Here is an 18,371-nt window from a genome sequence, read left to right as displayed (position 1 = left end):
AGCGTCGCCATGGCGCTGATCGATATGTTCCTCAGCCGCGCCGTGAAGCGTGGCCAACTGACCCTCCACCGTCCCGGCAAGCCGCCCGCGACCTTCGGCACGCCCGATCCCGCATACGGCCATATCACCATCCGCTTCGCCGACCGCGGCGTCGCCGCACGTATCGTCCGCAACCCGGCACTGGCGGCGGGCGAGATGTACATGGACGGGCGGCTGACCGTCGACGACGACGACATCATGGGCCTCGTGCGCCTGATGAAGCGCAACAACGCGTTCGAGCGCGGCCAGAATGCGCTCAAGCCCTCCGCCTTCGTGCGCGGCCTCGGCGCAGTGAAGCACCGGCTCGACCGGATCAACATGGAGCGCCGTTCGAAGAAGAACGTCGCGCACCATTACGACCTGTCGGCGCGGCTCTACGACCTGTTCCTCGACGCCGACAAGCAATACAGCTGCGCCTATTACACCGATCCCGACAATGCGCTCGAACAGGCGCAGTCGGACAAGCTTGCGCATATCGCCGCCAAGCTGGCGATCCGGCCGGGGATGCGCATCCTCGACATTGGCTGCGGCTGGGGCGGGATGGCGCTATACCTGAACAAGCATTTCGGCTGCGAGGTGCTGGGCGTCACGCTGTCGGAAGAACAGCTCAAGATCGCGCGCGAACGCGCGGCCGCGGCAGGTGTCGCCGACCGGGTGAAGTTCGAGTTGATCGACTATCGCCGGGTGGAGGGCCGTTTCGACCGCATCGTCTCGGTCGGCATGTTCGAGCACGTCGGGCCGCCGCAATACCGCACCTTCTTCCGCAAATGCCGCGACCTGCTGACCGACGACGGCGTGATGCTGCTGCACACGATCGGCCGGTTGGGGCCGCCGAGCGTCACCGACGACTGGACGACCAAATATATCTTCCCCGGCGGCTACAATCCCGCGCTGTCGGAGACGATTGCGGCGTTCGAGGGCCTGCGGCTGTTCCTCACCGACGTCGAGGTGCTGCGGCTCCATTACGCCTATACGCTGCACGAATGGTATCGCCGCACGCTGGCCGCGAAGGATGCGATCATCGCGCTCTACGACGAGCGCTTCTACCGGATGTGGACCTTCTACCTCGCCGGCGCCGCCAACGCGTTCGAGAATGGCGGGCTGGTCAATTTCCAGATCCAGTTCAGCCGCAGCCGCACCGAACTGCCGATCACCCGCGATTACATGATCGACGGCGAGCGGGCGCTCAGGGGGCGGTAGGGCGTCGCCCTCCGTCCCCTTCAACCGTCATCCCCGCGCAGGCGGGGATCCATAATCACGACGGCTGGAGATGGAGCCGATAGTCCTGCGGCTATGGATCCCCGCCTGCGCGGGATGACTACGGTTAGGGTCAGGACGTAACGACCGGCACTTACCGCCCCTTCGGCGCGCCGGCACCCGCCGGCGGGCCGACCACGGCGGCACGGGCGGCGGCGCGTTCCTCCAGGCTGACGACGCCGTCATGGTTGGTATCGTAGCGCGAGGCGAGCGCGCGGAAGAGGCCCTGCATCTCGACCGGCGAGACCTTGCCGTCGTGATTGGCGTCGGCGGTGTTGAAGAAGGCGCCGGCGATCGCCTTGGCCTTGCCCGGCGCCATCTTCTGCTTGCCGACGTCCATCCGGTCGACGCGCGCCTCCACCTCCGCACGGCTGAGGAAACCGTCGTGATTGAGGTCGGACTTATCGAATTCCGCGCGCAGCTTGGGGTCCACCTTGTCCGCGGCGAGGGCGGGCGTGGCGAGCAGGAACAGCGGCAACAGGGCAAGCGAGGGGCGGACCATGACGTCTCCGATGGATCGATGTGCGGGTGGTGGTAAAGCTGCCCCCCTAAACCCGCGGTGAACGCAGACGTTGCGCCTCGCGCCGCAGCGGCCTAGTGGCGCGGCCATTCCCCCTTGTTCAAGGATGCTGCCGTGGCCGATCAGATCAACCGTGTCGTTCTCGCCTATTCGGGCGGGCTGGATACGAGCGTGATCCTGAAATGGCTGCAACAGACGTACAATTGCGAAGTGGTGACCTTCACCGCCGACCTGGGCCAGGGCGAGGAGCTGGAGCCCGCGCGCAAGAAGGCGGAGATGGCGGGCGTCAAGCCGGAGCATATCTTCATCGACGACCTGCGCGAGGAATTCGTGCGCGATTACGTCTTCCCGATGATGCGTTCCAACGCGCTGTACGAGGGGCTGTACCTGCTCGGCACCTCGATCGCGCGGCCGCTGATCGCCAAGCGGCAGATCGAGATCGCCAAAATGATCGGCGCCGACGCGGTCAGCCACGGCGCGACCGGCAAGGGCAACGACCAGGTCCGTTTCGAGCTCGGCTATTACGCGCTGAACCCGGACATCAAGGTCATCGCCCCGTGGCGCGAATGGGACCTCACCAGCCGCACCCGGCTGATCGAATTCGCGGAACAGCACCAGATCCCGGTCGCCAAGGACAAGCGGGGCGAATCGCCCTTCTCGACCGATGCCAACCTTCTCCACACCTCGTCGGAGGGCAAGGTGCTGGAGGACCCGTGGCAGGAGGTGCCGGATTACGTCTACAGCCGCACCGTCAACCCGGAGGATGCGCCCGACCAGCCGGAATATATCACGATCGACTTCGAGCGTGGTGACGGCGTCGCGCTGAACGGCGAGGCGACCAGCCCGGCGACGCTGCTGACCAAGCTCAACGAACTCGGCCGTCGCCACGGCATCGGCCGGCTCGACCTCGTCGAGAACCGCTTCGTCGGCATGAAGAGCCGCGGCATGTATGAAACGCCGGGCGGCACCATCTATCACCTCGCGCATCGCGGCATCGAGCAGATCACGCTCGACCGCGGCGCCGCGCACCTCAAGGACGAGCTGGCACCGCGCTATGCCGAGCTGATCTACAACGGCTTCTGGTTCAGCCCCGAGCGCGAGATGTTGCAGGCGGCGATCGACCACAGTCAGGCGAACGTCTCCGGCACCGTCCGCCTCAAGCTCTACAAGGGCGGCGTATACGTGGTCGGCCGCAAGTCGCCCAACAGCCTGTATTCGGAAAAGGTCGTGACCTTCGAGGACGATCAGGGCGCCTACGACCAGCGCGACGCGGCGGGCTTCATCAAGTTGAACGCGTTGCGCCTGCGCCTGCTCGGCCGGCGCGACTGACGCGACGTTCCGCTCTGTTTCATTCCTCGCCTCTCGCAGAGGGACGAGGGGCAAAGGGCCGAGCGGCATGTCGCCGCACCCTAACGGCGCCTTAATTACGATCGGGTAGGAGGCGGGCGATGGCCGCCCGTCTCCGCCACGATGCGCTCGCAGCGCTGACGCTCGCGCTGGTGCTGAGCATCGTCTGGACGTGGCGCGACTGGACGCAGCTGTCGCTGCTGCATCTGCCCGATACCGACGATGCGATGCGGCTCCAGCAGATTCGCGACTGGCTGGGTGGCCAGCGCTGGAGCGACCTGACCCAGCATCGACTCGGGCCACCGCCGGGACTGCCCATGCACTGGAGCCGGCTGGTCGATCTGGGGCCGGGGGCGATCATCGCGCTGCTGACGCCCGGTGTGGGCACATCGGCGGCGGAACTGACCGCGGTGCTGCTCTGGCCGGCTTTGCTCTTTGCCGTCGCGCTGCTGCTGGTCGCGCGGATCACGCATCGGCTTGCCGCGTCCGAGGCGGCACGCACCGCGATGATCGTCGCGGCCCTCGCCTATCCGGCGACGAGCGTGTTCCTGCCGGGGCGGATCGATCATCACAACGTGCAGGTCGTGCTGCTGCTCGCCGCGACGCTGGCCGTGCTGCGCGGCGGTGGCCGCGGCATGGCGCTGGCGGGCGTGTGCGTCGGCACCAGCCTGATCGTCGGGCTGGAGACGATGCCCGCGCTGGCGATCCTGAGCGCGATGGTCGCTGCGCAATGGATCGCGAGCGGCGAGCGACACACCCTGCCCGCCTTCGCCGCCGGCCTTGCCGTCATGCTGGGGATCGGACGGGCGACCTTTGCAAGTGCGGGGTTCGACTATCCCGCCTGCGACGGATTCACGTCCGCCGCCTTCGGCACGGCGATGGCAGCGGTCGCGGCGGCAGGCACGATCGGGTTTGCCGGCTATCGGATCACCGGGCGGGCAGCGCGCGGCATCCTTGCCGCCGCGGTCGGCGTGCCGGTCGTCACGGCGGCCTTGCTGCATGCGCCGCAATGCCTGTCGCCTTACGGGGCGGTCACGCCGGTGCTCGACGCACTCTGGCTGTCGCATGTCGAGGAAGCGCAATCGGTCCTGACCGCGGCACCGGCGACGGCGATCGGCTACCTCGGCCTTGCCGTCATCGGCTTGCCGGCGACGCTGTACCGGGTGCGACGGCAGCCCGATGCCGGCTGGGGGATCGTCACCCTGCTGCTCGCCGCGACGCTGGCCATCGCCCTCGTCCAGCTGCGCGGCGCCTATGCCGCGGCGATGCTGGCGGCGCCGGGCCTGGCCACGATGATCGGAGAGGCGCGACGCCGGGGCGGCTGGCAGGTGGCGGCCGCGTGGCTCGCCTCGGCCGGCATGCTCTATCCGCTGGCGGCCGACGCGCTGACGCCGCGGGGCGGCACCACCGTATCCGGCGACGCCATCCGCGGCGATTGCGCCTCGGCGGCGGCGATGCGCGCGCTGCGGACGCTGGCGCCGGGAACGGTGCTGGCCCCGATCGATGCGGGATCGTGGGTGCTGGCGGCAACGCCGCACCGCGTCGTCGCCGCGCCCTACCACCGCAACACCGCCGGCAATCTCGTCCCCTTCCGCTTCTACGCCGCATCGCCTGCCGTGGCAGCGGGGATCGCGGACCGATGGCACGTCGATTACGTGATGGCCTGCGCCGGCCTGCCCGGTGCGGCCGATCCGCGCAGCATCGCGGCCTCGCTCGGCCGCAACCCGCACGACCGGGCACCGGCGAGCTTCGTCGCGGTCGCGGTTGCGACGGATGGAGCGACAATCTTTGCGCGAGACCGCTTGTCGTCGGGCGCCCCCAGCCCCTAAGGCAAGGGGATGCAGGGGCATAAGCTGCACTGGTGGCAAACACGGTGGTTCGTGGTCGCGGTGGTGATCGCGACGATGATCCCGTTGCTGTGGCCGGACATCCCGCCGCTGGTCGACCTGCCGGGTCACATGGGGCGCTATCGCGTCCAGCTGGATGGCGCGGCCTATCCCTGGCTTGCCGACTGGTACGATTTCCGCTGGCAGATGATCGGCAACCTCGGCGTCGACCTGTTGATCGAGCCGCTGGCGCCGATCTTCGGCCTGGAACTGGCGGTCAAGCTGATCGTGATGGCGATCCCCGCCCTCATCGTGTCGGGGCTGCTGTGGATCGCGCGCGAGGTGCATGGCCGCATCCCGGCGACCGCGCTCTTCGCGCTGCCGCTCGCCTATAGCTATCCGTTCCAGTTCGGCTTCGTGAACTTCGCGCTGTCGATGGCGCTGGCGCTCAACCTGTTCGCATTGTGGCTGCGGATGGGGCGGCTCGGCAGCGTCCGGCTGCGCGCCGTGCTGTTCGTGCCGCTGTCCTGCGCCCTGTGGATCTGCCACACCTTCGGCTGGGGCGTGCTCGGCATCCTCGCCTTCTCCGCCGAGATGATCCGCCAGCACGACCTCAGGAAGGACCGCAAGAGCGGCCACTGGCTGGAAAGCTGGGTGCGCGCCGGCATCGGCTGCCTGCCGCTCGCCCTGCCTTTTGCCATGATGGTCCTGTGGCGCTCGGGCGACCATGTCACCGGCAACACGATGGACTGGTTCAACTGGCGCGCCAAGGTCGGCTGGGTCATCATGGTGCTGCGCGATCGCTGGATGGCGTTCGACCTCGCGTCCGTCACCGTGCTGTTCGTCATCCTGCTGAAGGGCGTACGCGACGATCGCGTCGAATATTCGCGCAATCTGCTGCTGTCCGCGCTCTTCCTCACCGCCATCTACCTCCTCCTGCCCAGGATCGTCTTCGGTTCGGCCTATGCCGACATGCGGCTCGCGCCCTTCGCGCTCGCCATCGCGCTGATCGCGCTGCGGCCGAAGCGGGGGCTGTCGTTCCGCGGCGCCTCGACGCTGGCGGCGCTGGGCCTCGCCTTTTTCGGCGTGCGGCTGGCCGCGACCACGGTCAGCTATTGGCAGTTCGACCGCGATTACGACCGCGCGCTGACCGCGCTCGACCATGTGCCGCGGGGTGCGCGGCTGCTGACGATGGTCGGCCGCACCTGTCAGGACGCATGGCTCTATTCGCGGCTGGAGCATGCCGCCGGCCTCGCGCTCGAACGCCGCATCGCTTATGCCAACGATCAATGGTCGATGGCCGGCGGGCAGCTGCTGACGGTGCGCTACACCCCCGCCGGCCGCTTCGCGCACGATCCCTCGCAGCTGGTCACCGACCGGCGCTGCCGCGGCGAATGGTGGCGCCCGCTCAGGGTGTCCCTCGCCTATCTGCCGCGCCAGGCGTTCGATTACGTGTTGCTCATCAACCCGCCGCCGGTCGGCGCGGAGTTCCTCACCGGCCTGACGCCGATCTGGCGCAGCGGCGACGACGTGCTGTACCGGATCGACGACCGGACGCCGCCGGCGGTGACGCTCGACCCGTCGCTGCTGCCGCCGCGGCGGGTGGCTATTCGCCTCCCCCGCTTTTCCTGAACGGCGCCAGTTCGGCGAGGTAGGCGTGTTCCTCGCTGACCGCCTCGCGCTCGCGCACCAGGAAGTCGGCGACGGCGCGGCGAAAGCCGGCATCGGGCAGGTAATGCGCCGACCAGGTCGGCACCGGCACATAGCCGCGCGCCAGCTTGTGCTCGCCCTGCGCGCCGGCCTCCACCGTCTTGAGGCCACGTGCGATGGCGGCGTCGATCGCCTGGTAATAGCATAGCTCGAAATGGAGGAACGGCACCTCTTCGGTGCAGCCCCAATACCGCCCGTAGAGCGTCTCCGCCCCGATCAGGTTGAGCGCCCCCGCGATCGGCCGCCCCTCGCGCTCAGCGAGGATCAGCAGCACCTTGTCCCCCATCGCCTCGCCCAGCATCGGGAAGAAGCCCCGCGTCAGATACGGCCGGCCCCATTTGCGGCTGCCGGTATCCTGATAGAAGGTCCAGAAGGCGTCCCAATGGTCATCGCGGATCTCTGCGCCGGACAGGTGACGGATGGTCAGCCCCTCGACGGCGGCGGCGCGTTCCTTGCGGATCGCCTTGCGCTTGCGGCTGGCGAGCGCGGCGAGGAAATCGTCGAAGCTCGCATAGCCCTGGTTGGCCCAATGGAATTGCGTCCCCTCGCGAATCAGCCAGCCCGCCTGTTCGAACAGCGGCACCTGATCGGGCGCGACGAAGGTCGCATGCGCGGAGGACAGGCCATGCTGATCGGTCACCGCCTCCAGCGCGGCGATCAGCGCCGGCGCGGCGGCAGAATCGCGCAGCAGCAGCCGCGGACCCGGCACCGGGCTGAACGGCGCGGCGACCTGGAGCTTGGGGTAATAACTGCCGCCGGCCCGCTCCCACGCGTCCGCCCAGGCGTGGTCGAAGACGTATTCGCCCTGGCTGTGGCTCTTGGCATAGGCCGGCGCGATGGCGGCCGGACGGCCGTCGGCGCCATCGACGACGATCGGGATCGGCTGCCATCCGGAGCGCCCGCCGGTGCTGCCCGATTCCTCCAGCGCGGCGAGGAAGGCGTGGCTGACGAAGGGATTGGCAGTGCCGGCGCAGGCATCCCATTGGTCGGCGGGGATGGCACGAACGCCATCGACGAGGCGGGCGGCGACGGGGGTAGAGGTCATCGCCGCCGATATAGGCACACCGCGGGCGTTTGCGGAGGGCTCAAGACGGGGTTCGCGCAGAGGCGCTCAGCGCGCCTCAGGCGAGTTCGATGATCGCATCGACCTCCACCGCCGCGCCGAGCGGCAGCACCGGCACGCCGACCGCGCTGCGTGCATGCTTGCCCGCATCGCCGAACAGCGCGACCATCAGTTCGGACGCGCCGTTGGCGACCTTCGGCTGGTCGGTGAAATCGCCGTGGCTGTTGACGAACACGCCCAGCTTCACGATCCGCTTGATCCGCGACAGGTCGCCGCCGAGATGCTTCTTGACCTGCGCGACGATCATCAGGCCACACAGCCGCGCCGCCTCCTGCCCGTCTTCCAGCGACACGCCGTCGCCCAGCCGCCCGGTGACCAGCTGACCGTCCTTGAAGGGCAGCTGCCCCGACAGGTGCAGCATCCCGCCCGCCTCGACCACCGGCACATAGGCCGCGACGGGCGCCGCCGCCTCCGGCAGGGTCAGGCCGAGTTCCTCGAGCTTGCGGTCGACATGCGTGGTCATGGACAGTCCTTCTGGATGATGACGGCGCTGTAGAGCATCCCCCGCCCCGCGCAAACCGGGTGCAATGCTTATCCCGCCGCGGCGACGCCGCCCGCGAAGCGCGCCTCGATCCAGTCCGCCGCCTCGCGCCAGTCGTCGATCCGCGCATGCGCGTGCGGAGCCTTGGGCACGCTCGGCGCCAGCGAGGGTTCGGACACCATGTGCAGGCGGTGGACGCCGGGCGCATGGCGCGCGACCGATTCGTGGTGAACGGCCAGGTCGTCGACGAACACCGTCACCGGATCGCCGTGCTCCGCCACCAGCCGGGCGACCGGTTCGCCCTTGCCGCCCTGGTTGCATTCGACGCGATGCCGGATGCCGAAGCGGGCCAGTTGCTCGATTCGGGCGGTCCGGCATGCGTCGGTCAGGTTGGTGAGGATCACGATGTCGGCGCGTTCGGCGAGTCGCGCCAGCGCCTCGGCGGCGTGCGGCACCAGCGTCTGCCGGTGCATCTCGCCCGGGAAGAAGCCGCCGAGCATCGCCCACATCTGTTCGCGCGTCGGCACCTCGCCGGTATCGCGGTGGCGCATGGAATTGGCGAAATCGGCGCCGTCGGGGGTGAAATCGATCGCGTGCGTCTCACCCAGCCAGGCGCCGAAATGCGTCACCATGTGCAGCAGCACTTCATCGCAATCGGAAATCAGCAGCGGCTTCATCGGGCCTCCAGGGTCTGGCGGGCGCGCGGCAGCGCCTCGGGGGGAACGCCCAGCGCATCGGCGCAGGCGATAAGATCGGGTTCGTACGATTCGAGATAGCCGATCACTGCGGCCAGCACCGCCGGTTCGGCGGCGCGGGCGCGCAGGTCGTCGGGGTAGAGGCCGGTGACGGCGATCAGCCGGTCGGCCCGCGCCGGCTCGGCCAGCGTCCACACCAGCGCATGCAGCGCCAGCGTTTCCGGATCGGGGATGTTTGTATCGCGCGCGCGCATTGCCTATCGTCCCTGCAATCGGAAAAGGATCGGTGACGCACGTGGCGAAACGGGTGCTCGTTGTCGAGGACAACGAACTCAATCTGAAGCTGTTCTGCGACCTGCTGCGCGCCCACGATTTCGTGGCGGAGCCGGTGCGCGACGGGCGCGAGGCGGTGGCGCGGGCGCGTGAATTCCGCCCCGACCTCATCATCATGGACATCCAGATGCCGCACGTCACCGGCTATGAGCTGATCCTCGAACTGATGGCGGACGACGACTTGCGGACCATCCCGGTCATGGCGGTGACCGCCTATGCGGGCCGCGACGACGAGGAGCGCATCCGCGCGGCGGGCGCGCGATCCTATGTGTCGAAGCCGATCAGCCTTGCCCGCTTCATGGACGCGGTGACCGCGCTGCTCTGACCCGGAAAACGAAAGACGCCCTGCCGAGCGATGAAGCTCCGACAGGGCGCCGCGCGCTCCCAGACCCCTGCCCCCCGAGAGAGGCTGAGTGCTGCAAGCGGAATTCATAACGCAGGTTGGCCGCGGCTGGTTCCGGACGACCGGCACCACCGATCGCCGGCGACCCGCATCCGATGGATCACGATGGGTCGCGATGCGTCCGAACGCACCGTTCGACGCCACAAAAACCAAGGGCGGCATCCTCCGCGAGGAGGATACCGCCCTTGATCCGTAGTGACGCGATACAGGGCGACCGGGGGAATCCGGCCGCCGAAATCTGCTATGACGCGCGAACATGAACGCAATATGGCCGAACCTAGCCCGGCCCAAGGCAGATCACGCAGCGCCTTGCGATGCCACGCGCGCACGCGAAGAGCCGCCGGCGCGGAGTGCACCAGCGGCTCTGCGTAAAGCCCTGCAGACGCGGCGCTGGTCGCGCCGCCGCCCTGCTTACTTGATCTTGGCTTCCTTGAACTCGACGTGCTTGCGCACGACCGGGTCGTACTTGCTGAAGCTCAGCTTCTCGGTCTTCGTGCGCGGGTTCTTCTTGGTGACGTAGAAGAAGCCGGTGTCGGCGGTGCTGACGAGCTTGATCTTGACGGTAGTCGGCTTGGCCATGAGCCCTAATCCTGAAAACAAGGAGAGCGGCAGCACCAACGCCGCCGCTCGATCAGTCGCGGCGCATGGGGCAGCATCGCCGGAAAGTCAACCGCGCGTTGCCCCACAGCGGGTTCTTAACCGCCCCCTTACCACTGTCGGCGCAGGCTGAACCTCGGGAAAACACATGGAGGGGGTAATGACGGGCAGTCTGGAGGGAGACGGTGAAGGGCTGGCGGCGGTACGCGCCGACCTGACGGCGCGAATCGCGGCGATCGACGTGCGGGCGCCCTATGCCTGTGCCCGCGACCTCAAGCCCGATATCAACCAGATCCGCCTGATCGCCCATCGCGCCGGCCTGAACCCGGCGGTCACCGTCGCGCACTTCGTCGATTCGGCGCTGTCGCGCGGCGAACATGGCGCGCTGGTGCATGGCTGGCTGCGGGTGCTCGGCGATGCGGTGGCATGCGAGCGGCAGGACGTGCGCGCCTGCGACGCCTTCGCCGCCGCCTGTTCGGTACGGCTGTCCGGCTGATGGTGCCCGGCTGATGGATGCCCTGATGGCGGCGCTGCTCGCCGCTGCGCTGGCGCAGATCGGCGATCGGCCCGCATGGCTCGCCGCGATCCTGGCCGACCGCTACCGGGCGCCGGGCGTGGTGATCGCGGGCGCTGCCGTCGCCATCCTCGGTGCAGGCCTGGCGGCGGCCGCAGCCGGGGCCTTGATCGCGCCGCGCATGACGCCGGAGGCCAAGCAGCTGTTCCTCGCGCTGGCGCTGCTGTTCCAGGGCGGCGGCGCCTGGTTTCCGGTGAAGGCACCCGACCGGCTCGATCGCTGGCGCATCGGCGCCCTGCTGACCAGCCTTGTCGGCCTGTTCATCCTCGCGTTCGGTGACGGCGTGCAGTTCATCGTGATGGCACTCGCCGCACGCGCGACGTTGCCGTGGCTCGCCGCCGTGGGTGCGATGCTGGGATCGCTCGCCGTGATCGTCCCCGCCGCCGTGCTGGGCGAGGCGGGCTGGACCGCGCTGCCGCTCGTCGTCGCCCGGCGCATCATCGGCACGCTGTTCGTCATCGCCGCACTGTGGCTGGGCCTCGGCGCGATCGGCCTCGTGTAACCCTCACTCAATCCATGTGAACCGCAAATGCCCGCTGGAAAGGGAGCGTTTCCGCCATCGGATCGTTCCCGCAACGAACCCATTCCAGGAGCAGACCGATGGCCGACATCAATCCGGCGCTCAGCACGCCGACCGACCTCAGCAACACGCGTTCGGTAGCGGACGCACTCAATGCGTCGCTGGCGGATTGCTATGCGCTGTACCTCAAGACCAAGAACTTCCACTGGCACGTCTCCGGCCCGCATTTCCGCGATTACCACCTGTTGCTCGACGATCAGGCGGCGCAGATCCTCGGCGTGACGGACGCGATCGCGGAGCGGGTGCGCAAGACCGGCAACACGACTCTGCGCTCGATCGGCGACATCAGCCGCCGCCAGTCGATCGCCGACAACGATCAGGATTTCGTCGACGCGCACGCGATGCTCGCCGAACTGCGCGAGGACAATCTCAAGCTGGTCGAGGGCTTCCGCGTGGTGAAGGACGCGGCCGAAGAGGCCAAGGACAATGCCACCAGCGGCATCGTCGATGAATGGACCGATCAGGCCGAGGAGCGTGCCTGGTTCCTGTTCGAGGCCAGCCGCAAGGGCTGACCGCTCTCCGCGGCGGACAACCCACTGGTACCGCCGCCCATCGTCTCATCCGCCAAAAAGGACCCGCCATGCTCAAGCTTGCCCTCACCTTCCTCATCATCGGCGTCGTGCTAGGCCTGCTCGGCTTCGGCGGCATCGGCGGCGCCTTCGTCGGCATCGCCAAGATCCTGTTCTTCATCGCGATCGCGCTGTTCCTGCTGTTCCTCGTCATCAGCCTGGTGGCCGGCAAGGCGGTCAAGGACGCGGTCGACTGACGTTTTACCGTGCCGGCGGCCGCATCAGGCCGCCGACGCGCACCAGCCAGATGTCCGGCGGCGCACCGACGCGCACCGGCAGCTCGCTGGTGCCGAGGCCGGCGGTGACGATCGTCACCCGGCCGGGATCGTGGACGATGCCGCAGCGGTAATGCGAATCGGTCACCTCCACCGGTGCGCCGATCAGCGGCAGCACCACCTGTCCGCAATGGGTATGCCCCGCCAGCAACAGCCGGGTGCGCGCCGGCAGCCGCCTGGCGATATCCGGCGAATGGGCGACCATCACGCCGGCGCCATCCAGCATCGCCAGCGCAGCGCGGGTCGGGGCGATCCGCTCGCGATGCGTCGCCGGATCGTCCAGCCCGCCGACGGCGAGTGGCCCGATCGCCTGGGCCCGGTTGACCAGCACCACGACACCGATCCGCCGCAGCATCGCGGCGAGCGGCGCAGGGTCCGTCCAGTGATCGTGATTGCCGAGCACCGCCACCACGCCCAGCGGCGCCCTCAACCGTGCCAGAGGCCGCTCCAGCAGCGGGATCGCGCGCTCCGCCTCGGCGACGCCCTCCCCCTCGACGAAGTCGCCGGCGATCACCACCAGATCGGGATGCAGCGCGTTCACCCTGGCGACGATCCGCGCGAGCCGCCCTTCGTCCATCGCCGCGCTTTCCATGTGGATGTCGCTCATCAGCGCGATGGTGATCGGCGGTTTTCCCGCGGGCCAGCCCGGCAGGTTCACCGCCGTTCTGCGGATCACCGGATCGGCACGAGCGCCGGCATAGCCCGTCAGCAGCACGGCACAGAGCAGCAGGACGAGCCCCAGCGCGACGAAAAGGAGACGGCGGATCACGCCGCCGCCCGTAGCGGGAGCGGAACGATCGCGCCATGCGTTTGGCAGCCATGCACGCCTTCGCCGCGCTTCTCGATTCGCTCATCTACACCCGCGGGCGTAACGCCAAGCTGAAGCTGATCGTCGACTACCTGCACGCGACGCCCGATCCCGACCGGGGCTGGGCGATGGCGGCGCTGACCGGGGATCTCGACCTGCCCGGCGTCAAGCCGGCGCAGATCCGCGCGCTGATCGAGGCGCGGGTCGATCCGGTGCTGTTCCGGATGAGCCGCGACTATGTCGGCGATACCGCGGAGACGGTGGCGCTGCTCTGGCCGGCGCCGGTCCCCGCGCCCGACGGCGGCCCGCTGTCGATCACCGCGGCGGTGGATGCCCTGCGCCACCTGTCGCGCTCGGATGCGCCGGCGGTGCTCGCCGGCATGCTCGACCGGCTGGATGCCGAGGAGCGATTCGCCCTGCTGAAGATGGCGACGGGCGCGCTACGGATCGGCGTCTCCGCGCGCCTCGCCAAGACGGCGCTCGCACAGGCCTTCGGCCTCGACGTCGATGCGGTGGAGGAGGTGTGGCACGGGCTCACCCCGCCCTATGCCAGCCTGTTTGCCTGGGCACAGGGCAAGGGCGCACAGCCGACGCCGGCCGACGTCCCCGTCTTTCGCCCATTCATGCTCGCGCACGGACTGGAGGATGCGCAGGTCGATCTCGCCGACTATGCCGCCGAATGGAAGTGGGACGGCATCCGCGTCCAGATCGTCCACGTCAACGGCCAGACGCGGCTCTACAGCCGCACCGGCGACGACGTGACCGCCAGCTTCCCCGATGTCGCCGCCGCCTTCGCCGAAGCCGGCGCGGTGGACGGCGAATTGCTGGTCAAGGGCGAGTTTCAGGGCGGCGCGCTGGACGAAGGCGGCGGTGCGGCAAGCTTCAACGCGCTCCAGCAGCGGCTGGGCCGCAAGGTGGTGAGCCAGAAGATGCTCGCCGATTATCCCGCCTTCGTCAGGCTCTACGATATCCTGTTCGACGGGGCGGAAGACCTGCGCGCGCTGCCGTGGGGCGAGCGGCGGGCGCGGCTGGAGGCGTTCGTCCCCCGCCTCGATCCCGACCGGTTCGATATCAGCCAGGTGATTGAGGCCGCCAGTTTCACCGAATTGGAGGCGATCCGTGCCGGCGCCCGCGACGCCGCGATCGAAGGCGTGATGCTCAAGCGGCGTGACAGCCCCTATGTCGGCGGTCGCCGTGCCGGCCTGTGGTACAAATGGAAGCGCGATCCGCTGACCGCGGATTGCGTGATGATGTATGCCCAGCGCGGCAACGGCCGCCGCTCGTCCTATTACAGCGACTATACCTTCGGCTGCTGGACTGAGGACGGCGAGCTGCTGCCCGTCGGCAAGGCCTATTCGGGGATCACCGACGAGGAATTGCGCATGCTCGATTCGTTCGTGCGCCGCCACACCCTCAACCGCTTCGGCCCGGTGCGCGAGGTGGAGAAGACGCTGGTGCTGGAGGTCGCCTTCGATTCGATCCACGCCTCCACCCGCCACAAATCCGGCGTGGCGATGCGCTTCCCGCGGATTGCCCGGATCAGGACGGACAAACCCGCCGCGGAAGCGGACCGGGTGGACACGTTGCGGCGGCTGGTGACGTAGCGGGGGCGCTTGCGTCGGCATTGGACGAACCTACGGTAGGTGCATGTCCAGCTACGCGCTCGCTTCCGTTATGATGATCGCGTCTGGATCGATCCATGCGATCGTCAATGCGATCATCAAGGGCAAGCGCTCCTCCGCGCCGGTGCCGGCCGGCTCGCGCACCACGGACATCATGGCGGCGCGCGGCGTCACCGACGGCACCAGCGCGATCGTTCTGCTCCCGTCGGTCGTGCTCGTGCCGTTGCCCGCGGGAGCATGGAATTGGCTGGCGATCAGCGCCTTCGTCCACATCGTCTATCTTTATGCGATGATCCGCACGTATGCGGTCGCCGACTTTTCCGCCGCCTATCCGATCCTGCGCGGCACGGCGCCACTCGTCACGGCGGCGGTGTCGATCGGGCTGCTTGGCGAGGCCGTCACGGCCGCGCAGATCGCCGGCATCGCGCTGATCGGCACGGCGATCTTCCTGCTGCTCGCCGGACGTCACCTTGATCGCGCGGCGTTCGGCTGGGCGGTCCTGACCGGAGTAATGACGGCTCTTTACACGGTCGCCGACGCGCATGGCGTGCGCGCCGCTCCCACGGCCGGCAGCTATATCGTGTGGGATTTCGTCGCGGTCGGGGGCCTGTCGGTGGTGATGTTCACGGCCCTGTCGCGCGGCCGCCTGCTCGGCGCGATGCGGCGGCAATGGCGCCCATGTGCCGCCGCCGGTGTCCTCTCGATCGTAACCTACGGCCTGGCGCTGAGCGCCTTGGCGATGGGACCGACCGCTCCTCTGGCAGCGCTACGCGAAACGGGCATGGTCACGGCACTGATGATCGCGGTCCTGGCACTCGGTGAACACGTGACCTGGCAACGCGCAGGCGCCGTCATCGGCATCGTCGCGGGCGCAGCGCTGGTGATCGTGCGCTGATCGGACCCACAACTCACCGCGCCCGGCCGACCTCGGCACCAAGCTTGATCTCGAACAGCGTCGGCCAGTATTTGCCCGTCACATACAGCCGATCATGCGCCGCATCATAGGCGATGCCGTTGGCGACCGCATCGGGATCGGGGTTGCCGATCTCGGCGAGGAGCGGCCGCACGTCGATCAGGCCGTCGACCCTGCCGGTCGCGGGGTCGATCCGTGCGATGAAGCCGCTCATCCACACGTTGGCGAGGATGCGACCGCGGACATATTCCAGTTCGTTGAGTTGCCGGAGCGGACGACCGTTCATCGTCACCGCGATGCGGCCGCGATCCGCGAAGGTCGCCGGATCCATCACCCGCAGCGTCGGCGTGCCGTCCGACAGGATGATCCGGTCGCCATCGGTCGTCATCCCCCAGCCCTCGCCCGCATATCGGAACGGCTTGCCGGTTCGGCTCAGGCCGGGGAGTGCCCAACGAAAGCCGATGCCCGTCTTCCACGTCACGCTGAGCAACTGGTTCTTCCAGCAGGCGATGCCCTCGCCGAACAGGTCGGGGGCGATTCGCGCTCGCGCGGCGACCTTGCCATCGGCCAGCGTCACGCGGCGGATGTCCGATGCGCCCTCCTTGCCCGTGCTCTCGTATAGGGCGCCGCCGCAGAATAGCAGCCCTTCGGTAAAGGCGCCCTTGTCGTGTGGTAGCCGGGCGACCACCGTCGCCGCATAGACCGGCACGCCCGCCATCGGCGCTTGCGCTGGCGTCGCGGCGCGCTGTCCCGCGGAGGCGGGCGCCTGCGGCAGGTCGGCCGTCACCGTGATCGCCGCCATCGCCATCGCCAGTCTCATCATGCCTGCGCCTCCTGTACCCGCCATTCGATCGCACGGCCGCGGATGAAACGCAAAAGGCCCGGCGCCGCTGCTGCGGAACCGGGCCCTTCGACTTAGCGAATCGGGATGATTACGATGCCGGCGACAGGTTCACCGCGGCATATTTGCCACGACGGTCGACCTCGATCTCGAACGACAGGCGGTCGCCCTCGTTGAGCGTCGGCATGCCGGCGCGCTCGACGGCCGAGATGTGCACAAACGCATCGGGCTGTCCGTCGTCACGCTGGATGAAGCCGAAGCCCTTCATGGCGTTGAAGAACTTGACCACGCCGGTCGCCTTTTCGCCGGTCAGCTGACGCTGCGGGCCACCGGCACCGCCGGCGCCGCCACGCGGGCCACGATCGCCGAAGCCACCTTCGCGCGGCTCGCGCGGCGCACGCTCGGTAACGGCCATCGGCTCGCCGTCGATCTTGAGCTCGGTTGCCGAGATACGGCCGCCGCGATCGACGAGCGTGAAGCCGAGCGGCTGCCCTTCGGCCAGCGCGCTGAGGCCCGCCTGCTCGACCGCCGAGATGTGCACGAACACGTCTTCGCCGCCGTCGTCGCGGACGACGAAGCCGAAGCCCTTCTGCGCGTTGAAGAACTTGACCACGCCGGTGCCTTCGCCGACCACCTGCGGGGGCATGCCGCGACCGCCGCCGAAGCCGCCGCCACCACCGCCGCCGCGGAAGCCGCCACCGCCGCCGAAGCCGCCGCGGTCACCGCCGCCGCCGAAGCCGCCGCCACCGAAACCACCACCGCCGAAGCCGCCACGGTCACCGCCGCCAAAGCCGCCGCCGCCGAAACCGCCGCCGCCGTAGCTGCTGCCGCCACCGAAATCGTCGCCGCCGAAACCGTCGCGCTTATCGCGACCACGTCCGCCACGGTTGCCGCGGCCACCTTTGTCGTAACTCATAACCCTGTTCGTCTTCCCGGTTCGCCCGCATCCAATCCGTTCGAAGAACCCGTGCGCCGGACGACGAACGCGAGCCCTCGGGCGCCAAACCTATTGCGCCTTGGGAGTCGTCATAGCGCACAAAACAAGTCCCCGCGAACAAATTCGTCGCAATCGAGTGTCGCTTCGCACCAATACATCTCCGACCGTGGCCGTAACGGCACAACCCATGTGTCTGTGCGCGCACCGAGGCACATGGAATCCCGCCGGATAGCGAAGCCGGGCGCGGCGATGCGCGCTTGCCCATTGAGCGCCGGGCGGTTGCGGCGTAGGGCCACGCCATGACCGTTCACTTCCATGAGGAAGACCTCCCCGCAGACGTCTTCGCCCCCGGTGCCTCAATCGCCGTGGATACCGAAACCATGGGCCTCATCACGCCCCGCGACCGCCTGTGCGTCGTGCAATTGTCGGACGGCGGCGCGGACGAGCACCTCGTCCGGTTCGGCCCCGACAGCGACTATGCCGCGCCCAATCTCAAGGCGGTGCTCGCCGACCCGGCGCGGGTGAAGCTCTATCACTACGGCCGGTTCGATATCGCGGCGCTTCAGCATTACCTGGGGATCGTCGCGGCGCCGGCCTATGATACCAAGATCGCCTCGCGGCTGGTGCGTACCTACACCGACCGGCACGGCCTCAAGGAGCTGGTGCGCGAACTGCTCGGGCAGGAATTGTCCAAGCAGCAGCAATCCTCGGATTGGGGTGCGCCCGAACTCAGCGACGCGCAGAAGGATTATGCCGCCAGCGACGTCCGCTTCCTCCACCGCCTGCAGGCCGAACTCGACCGGCGGCTGGCACGCGAGGGCCGCACCGCGCTGGCGCAGGCGTGCTTCGATTTCCTGCCGACCCGCGCGGCGCTCGATCTCGCCGGCTGGCCCGAGATCGATATCTTCGCGCACGCCTGAC

At 68.5% G+C, this 18,371-nt stretch carries 21 protein-coding genes; 12 read left to right on the top strand and 9 right to left on the bottom strand.

Annotation, left to right across the window (positions count from 1 at the left end; translation table 11 throughout):
• Positions 1-9: 9 nt before the first annotated feature.
• Positions 10-1,239 (top strand): class I SAM-dependent methyltransferase, encoded by a 1,230-nt coding sequence (locus ACTZQ5_RS09655; protein ID WP_443584969.1) that lies wholly within the window; start codon positions 10-12, stop codon positions 1,237-1,239.
• 151 nt (positions 1,240-1,390) lie between these two features.
• Here the strand turns inward: ACTZQ5_RS09655 and ACTZQ5_RS09650 are convergent, their stop codons facing one another.
• A complete protein-coding gene (locus ACTZQ5_RS09650; RefSeq protein ID WP_443584968.1) occupies positions 1,391-1,798 on the bottom strand; it encodes an EF-hand domain-containing protein in 408 nt (135 codons plus the stop codon).
• 132 nt (positions 1,799-1,930) lie between these two features.
• On the opposite strand from ACTZQ5_RS09650, the gene ACTZQ5_RS09645 reads away from it, so the two are divergent.
• From ACTZQ5_RS09645 to ACTZQ5_RS09635, 3 genes are all read left to right on the top strand, one after another.
• On the top strand, positions 1,931-3,145 hold the full coding sequence (locus ACTZQ5_RS09645; protein ID WP_443584967.1) for an argininosuccinate synthase: 1,215 nt from the start codon (positions 1,931-1,933) through the stop codon (positions 3,143-3,145).
• Positions 3,146-3,264: 119 nt separating this feature from the next.
• Positions 3,265-4,992, top strand: a complete 1,728-nt coding sequence (locus ACTZQ5_RS09640; RefSeq protein WP_443584966.1) for a hypothetical protein — start codon at positions 3,265-3,267, stop codon at positions 4,990-4,992.
• Between the two features lie 9 nt (positions 4,993-5,001).
• On the top strand, positions 5,002-6,621 hold the full coding sequence (locus tag ACTZQ5_RS09635) for a hypothetical protein (RefSeq protein ID WP_443584965.1): 1,620 nt from the start codon (positions 5,002-5,004) through the stop codon (positions 6,619-6,621).
• Here the strand turns inward: ACTZQ5_RS09635 and ACTZQ5_RS09630 are convergent.
• From ACTZQ5_RS09630 to ACTZQ5_RS09615, 4 genes are all read right to left on the bottom strand, one after another.
• Positions 6,596-7,744 (bottom strand): GNAT family N-acetyltransferase, encoded by a 1,149-nt coding sequence (locus ACTZQ5_RS09630; protein WP_443584964.1) that lies wholly within the window; start codon positions 7,742-7,744, stop codon positions 6,596-6,598. The two genes, ACTZQ5_RS09635 and ACTZQ5_RS09630, sit on opposite strands and share 26 nt — an antisense overlap.
• 76 nt (positions 7,745-7,820) lie before the next feature.
• Positions 7,821-8,285 (bottom strand): RidA family protein, encoded by a 465-nt coding sequence (locus ACTZQ5_RS09625; RefSeq protein ID WP_443584963.1) that lies wholly within the window; start codon positions 8,283-8,285, stop codon positions 7,821-7,823.
• Between the two features lie 68 nt (positions 8,286-8,353).
• The gene (locus ACTZQ5_RS09620) at positions 8,354-8,980 is read right to left on the bottom strand and encodes an HAD family hydrolase (RefSeq protein ID WP_443584962.1); all 627 of its coding nucleotides are present in this window, start codon (positions 8,978-8,980) and stop codon (positions 8,354-8,356) included.
• Positions 8,977-9,252, bottom strand: coding sequence for a DUF3572 domain-containing protein (locus ACTZQ5_RS09615; protein ID WP_443584961.1), 276 nt, complete (start codon positions 9,250-9,252; stop codon positions 8,977-8,979). The genes ACTZQ5_RS09620 and ACTZQ5_RS09615 overlap by 4 nt, the downstream gene beginning before the upstream one ends.
• Before the next feature lie 41 nt (positions 9,253-9,293).
• Here ACTZQ5_RS09615 and ACTZQ5_RS09610 point away from each other — a divergent pair, with 41 nt between their 5' ends.
• Positions 9,294-9,656 (top strand): response regulator, encoded by a 363-nt coding sequence (locus ACTZQ5_RS09610; protein ID WP_443584960.1) that lies wholly within the window; start codon positions 9,294-9,296, stop codon positions 9,654-9,656.
• A 489-nt stretch (positions 9,657-10,145) separates the two neighbouring features.
• On the opposite strand, the gene rpmG is transcribed toward ACTZQ5_RS09610, so the two are convergent.
• Positions 10,146-10,313, bottom strand: coding sequence for a 50S ribosomal protein L33 (rpmG, locus tag ACTZQ5_RS09605; RefSeq protein ID WP_017977469.1), 168 nt, complete (start codon positions 10,311-10,313; stop codon positions 10,146-10,148).
• A gap of 178 nt (positions 10,314-10,491) precedes the next feature.
• Here rpmG and ACTZQ5_RS09600 point away from each other — a divergent pair, with 178 nt between their 5' ends.
• The 4 genes from ACTZQ5_RS09600 (at position 10,492) to ACTZQ5_RS09585 (ending at position 12,251) form a co-directional block, all read left to right on the top strand.
• On the top strand, positions 10,492-10,827 hold the full coding sequence (locus tag ACTZQ5_RS09600) for a hypothetical protein (protein WP_443584959.1): 336 nt from the start codon (positions 10,492-10,494) through the stop codon (positions 10,825-10,827).
• Between the two features lie 13 nt (positions 10,828-10,840).
• Positions 10,841-11,407 (top strand): TMEM165/GDT1 family protein, encoded by a 567-nt coding sequence (locus ACTZQ5_RS09595; RefSeq protein ID WP_443584958.1) that lies wholly within the window; start codon positions 10,841-10,843, stop codon positions 11,405-11,407.
• 98 nt (positions 11,408-11,505) lie between these two features.
• The gene (locus tag ACTZQ5_RS09590; RefSeq protein ID WP_443584957.1) at positions 11,506-11,997 is read left to right on the top strand and encodes a Dps family protein; all 492 of its coding nucleotides are present in this window, start codon (positions 11,506-11,508) and stop codon (positions 11,995-11,997) included.
• A 68-nt stretch (positions 11,998-12,065) separates the two neighbouring features.
• Positions 12,066-12,251, top strand: a complete 186-nt coding sequence (locus ACTZQ5_RS09585; protein ID WP_443584956.1) for a DUF1328 family protein — start codon at positions 12,066-12,068, stop codon at positions 12,249-12,251.
• 4 nt (positions 12,252-12,255) lie between these two features.
• Here the strand turns inward: ACTZQ5_RS09585 and ACTZQ5_RS09580 are convergent, their stop codons facing one another.
• Positions 12,256-13,098 (bottom strand): metallophosphoesterase, encoded by an 843-nt coding sequence (locus tag ACTZQ5_RS09580; RefSeq protein WP_443584955.1) that lies wholly within the window; start codon positions 13,096-13,098, stop codon positions 12,256-12,258.
• Between the two features lie 50 nt (positions 13,099-13,148).
• Here ACTZQ5_RS09580 and ACTZQ5_RS09575 point away from each other — a divergent pair, with 50 nt between their 5' ends.
• Both ACTZQ5_RS09575 and ACTZQ5_RS09570 read left to right on the top strand, forming a co-directional pair.
• Positions 13,149-14,741, top strand: a complete 1,593-nt coding sequence (locus ACTZQ5_RS09575; RefSeq protein ID WP_443585174.1) for a cisplatin damage response ATP-dependent DNA ligase — start codon at positions 13,149-13,151, stop codon at positions 14,739-14,741.
• Between the two features lie 43 nt (positions 14,742-14,784).
• A complete protein-coding gene (locus tag ACTZQ5_RS09570) occupies positions 14,785-15,654 on the top strand; it encodes an EamA family transporter (protein WP_443584954.1) in 870 nt (289 codons plus the stop codon).
• Positions 15,655-15,667: 13 nt separating this feature from the next.
• On the opposite strand, the gene ACTZQ5_RS09565 is transcribed toward ACTZQ5_RS09570, so the two are convergent.
• Positions 15,668-16,492 carry a glutaminyl-peptide cyclotransferase gene (locus ACTZQ5_RS09565; RefSeq protein ID WP_443585173.1) on the bottom strand — a complete coding sequence of 275 codons (825 nt, stop codon included), beginning with the start codon at positions 16,490-16,492 and terminating at the stop codon, positions 15,668-15,670.
• Between the two features lie 112 nt (positions 16,493-16,604).
• Positions 16,605-17,429: a cold-shock protein gene (locus tag ACTZQ5_RS09560; protein ID WP_443584953.1), complete on the bottom strand. Its 825-nt coding sequence runs from the start codon at positions 17,427-17,429 to the stop codon at positions 16,605-16,607.
• 320 nt (positions 17,430-17,749) lie between these two features.
• Between ACTZQ5_RS09560 and ACTZQ5_RS09555 the strand changes: the two genes are divergently transcribed.
• Positions 17,750-18,370, top strand: a complete 621-nt coding sequence (locus tag ACTZQ5_RS09555) for a ribonuclease D (protein WP_443584952.1) — start codon at positions 17,750-17,752, stop codon at positions 18,368-18,370.
• The last annotated feature ends 1 nt before the right edge of the window (position 18,371 follow it).

It is taken from the genome of Sphingomonas cellulosilytica (assembly GCF_052321755.1).
GTDB lineage: Bacteria > Pseudomonadota > Alphaproteobacteria > Sphingomonadales > Sphingomonadaceae > Sphingomonas.
Note: the sequence above shows the minus strand (reverse complement) of the source record. Positions and strands in the feature narration are given on the sequence as shown.

Coding starts and splice junctions, on each gene's coding strand:
- ACTZQ5_RS09655 (WP_443584969.1), top strand. CDS start 10: ATGGCGCTGATCGATATGTTCCTCAGCCGCGCCGTGAAGCGTGGCCAA.
- ACTZQ5_RS09650 (WP_443584968.1), bottom strand. CDS start 1,798: ATGGTCCGCCCCTCGCTTGCCCTGTTGCCGCTGTTCCTGCTCGCCACG.
- ACTZQ5_RS09640 (WP_443584966.1), top strand. CDS start 3,265: ATGGCCGCCCGTCTCCGCCACGATGCGCTCGCAGCGCTGACGCTCGCG.
- ACTZQ5_RS09635 (WP_443584965.1), top strand. CDS start 5,002: ATGCAGGGGCATAAGCTGCACTGGTGGCAAACACGGTGGTTCGTGGTC.
- ACTZQ5_RS09630 (WP_443584964.1), bottom strand. CDS start 7,744: ATGACCTCTACCCCCGTCGCCGCCCGCCTCGTCGATGGCGTTCGTGCC.
- ACTZQ5_RS09625 (WP_443584963.1), bottom strand. CDS start 8,285: ATGACCACGCATGTCGACCGCAAGCTCGAGGAACTCGGCCTGACCCTG.
- ACTZQ5_RS09620 (WP_443584962.1), bottom strand. CDS start 8,980: ATGAAGCCGCTGCTGATTTCCGATTGCGATGAAGTGCTGCTGCACATG.
- ACTZQ5_RS09615 (WP_443584961.1), bottom strand. CDS start 9,252: ATGCGCGCGCGCGATACAAACATCCCCGATCCGGAAACGCTGGCGCTG.
- rpmG (WP_017977469.1), bottom strand. CDS start 10,313: ATGGCCAAGCCGACTACCGTCAAGATCAAGCTCGTCAGCACCGCCGAC.
- ACTZQ5_RS09600 (WP_443584959.1), top strand. CDS start 10,492: ATGACGGGCAGTCTGGAGGGAGACGGTGAAGGGCTGGCGGCGGTACGC.
- ACTZQ5_RS09595 (WP_443584958.1), top strand. CDS start 10,841: ATGGATGCCCTGATGGCGGCGCTGCTCGCCGCTGCGCTGGCGCAGATC.
- ACTZQ5_RS09590 (WP_443584957.1), top strand. CDS start 11,506: ATGGCCGACATCAATCCGGCGCTCAGCACGCCGACCGACCTCAGCAAC.
- ACTZQ5_RS09585 (WP_443584956.1), top strand. CDS start 12,066: ATGCTCAAGCTTGCCCTCACCTTCCTCATCATCGGCGTCGTGCTAGGC.
- ACTZQ5_RS09575 (WP_443585174.1), top strand. CDS start 13,149: ATGCACGCCTTCGCCGCGCTTCTCGATTCGCTCATCTACACCCGCGGG.
- ACTZQ5_RS09570 (WP_443584954.1), top strand. CDS start 14,785: ATGTCCAGCTACGCGCTCGCTTCCGTTATGATGATCGCGTCTGGATCG.
- ACTZQ5_RS09565 (WP_443585173.1), bottom strand. CDS start 16,492: ATGAGACTGGCGATGGCGATGGCGGCGATCACGGTGACGGCCGACCTG.
- ACTZQ5_RS09560 (WP_443584953.1), bottom strand. CDS start 17,429: ATGAGTTACGACAAAGGTGGCCGCGGCAACCGTGGCGGACGTGGTCGC.
- ACTZQ5_RS09555 (WP_443584952.1), top strand. CDS start 17,750: ATGACCGTTCACTTCCATGAGGAAGACCTCCCCGCAGACGTCTTCGCC.